The sequence below is a fragment of the Ralstonia sp. RL genome, assembly GCF_001683835.1.
In the GTDB taxonomy this organism is placed as follows: domain Bacteria; phylum Pseudomonadota; class Gammaproteobacteria; order Burkholderiales; family Burkholderiaceae; genus Ralstonia; species Ralstonia mannitolilytica.
On record NZ_LWRX01000030.1, the window covers coordinates 1 to 841 of the forward strand.

The window sequence follows — 841 nt, forward strand, 5'->3', positions numbered from 1 at the left end:
AGACGGGCCACCCCGTCGCGCAAGCGGATGGCCAGCGGGCGGGCGCGCAACGCCTTCGTCGATATCTCGCCCGACGCATCACGAGCGGCATCAAAAAGGGATGACAGCCGCGTAGACAACGCGGTGTCGTACACCTCCACATTGAACTCGAAGTTGAGGCGCAAACTGCGCGCATCCCAATTGGCCGAACCCAGGCAGCACCACGCTCCGTCTACCAGCATCAGCTTGCTGTGGTCGAACGGGCCAGGCCGTTCGAAGATGCGCACACCGTGCTCCAGCACCTGCCAGTAGTGGGCGCGCGCGGCCCATTGCACCGTGGGATGGTCACCGTTCGCAGGCGTCAGCACGTCGACACGCACGCCGCGCAACGCAGCCGTACTCAGCGCCGCGATCATGGGCTGATCGGGGACGAAATACGGTGTCCAGATGCGCACCGAATGCTTCGCGGCGCTCAAAGCGCCCATGAAGGTCCAGCGCATCCGGTCCAGGGCCTCATCGGGACCGGCCTCGATGCCGCGCGCCCAAGAGGTTCCTTGCTCATCAGCCGTTACGGGCGGTTCGCCCCAGTAACCCTTGCTGAGCCGCTCGCCCGTGGTATCGCACCAATCATCGGTGAAGCACCGCATCAGATGCGCAATCACCGGCCCGCGCAGACGAAAGTGCAAATCGTGACAGGCCTGGCCCGGCGCATCGGGCCGCCAATACGGACCGAAGATGTTCATGCCGCCGGTGAAACCCGTCTCGCCATCGATCACCAGCAGCTTGCGGTGATTGCGCAGATGCGCGGCATGCAGGCGCGCGGGAATCAACGTCGGGTTGAACGTCGCCGCCGGAACGCCGG

At 65.2% G+C, this 841-nt stretch carries 1 protein-coding gene; it reads right to left on the reverse strand.

From position 1 onward, the window contains the following. On the reverse strand, positions 1–841 hold an 841-nt coding region (locus A6M56_RS03770), incomplete at both ends, for a phospholipase D-like domain-containing protein (RefSeq protein WP_286757775.1).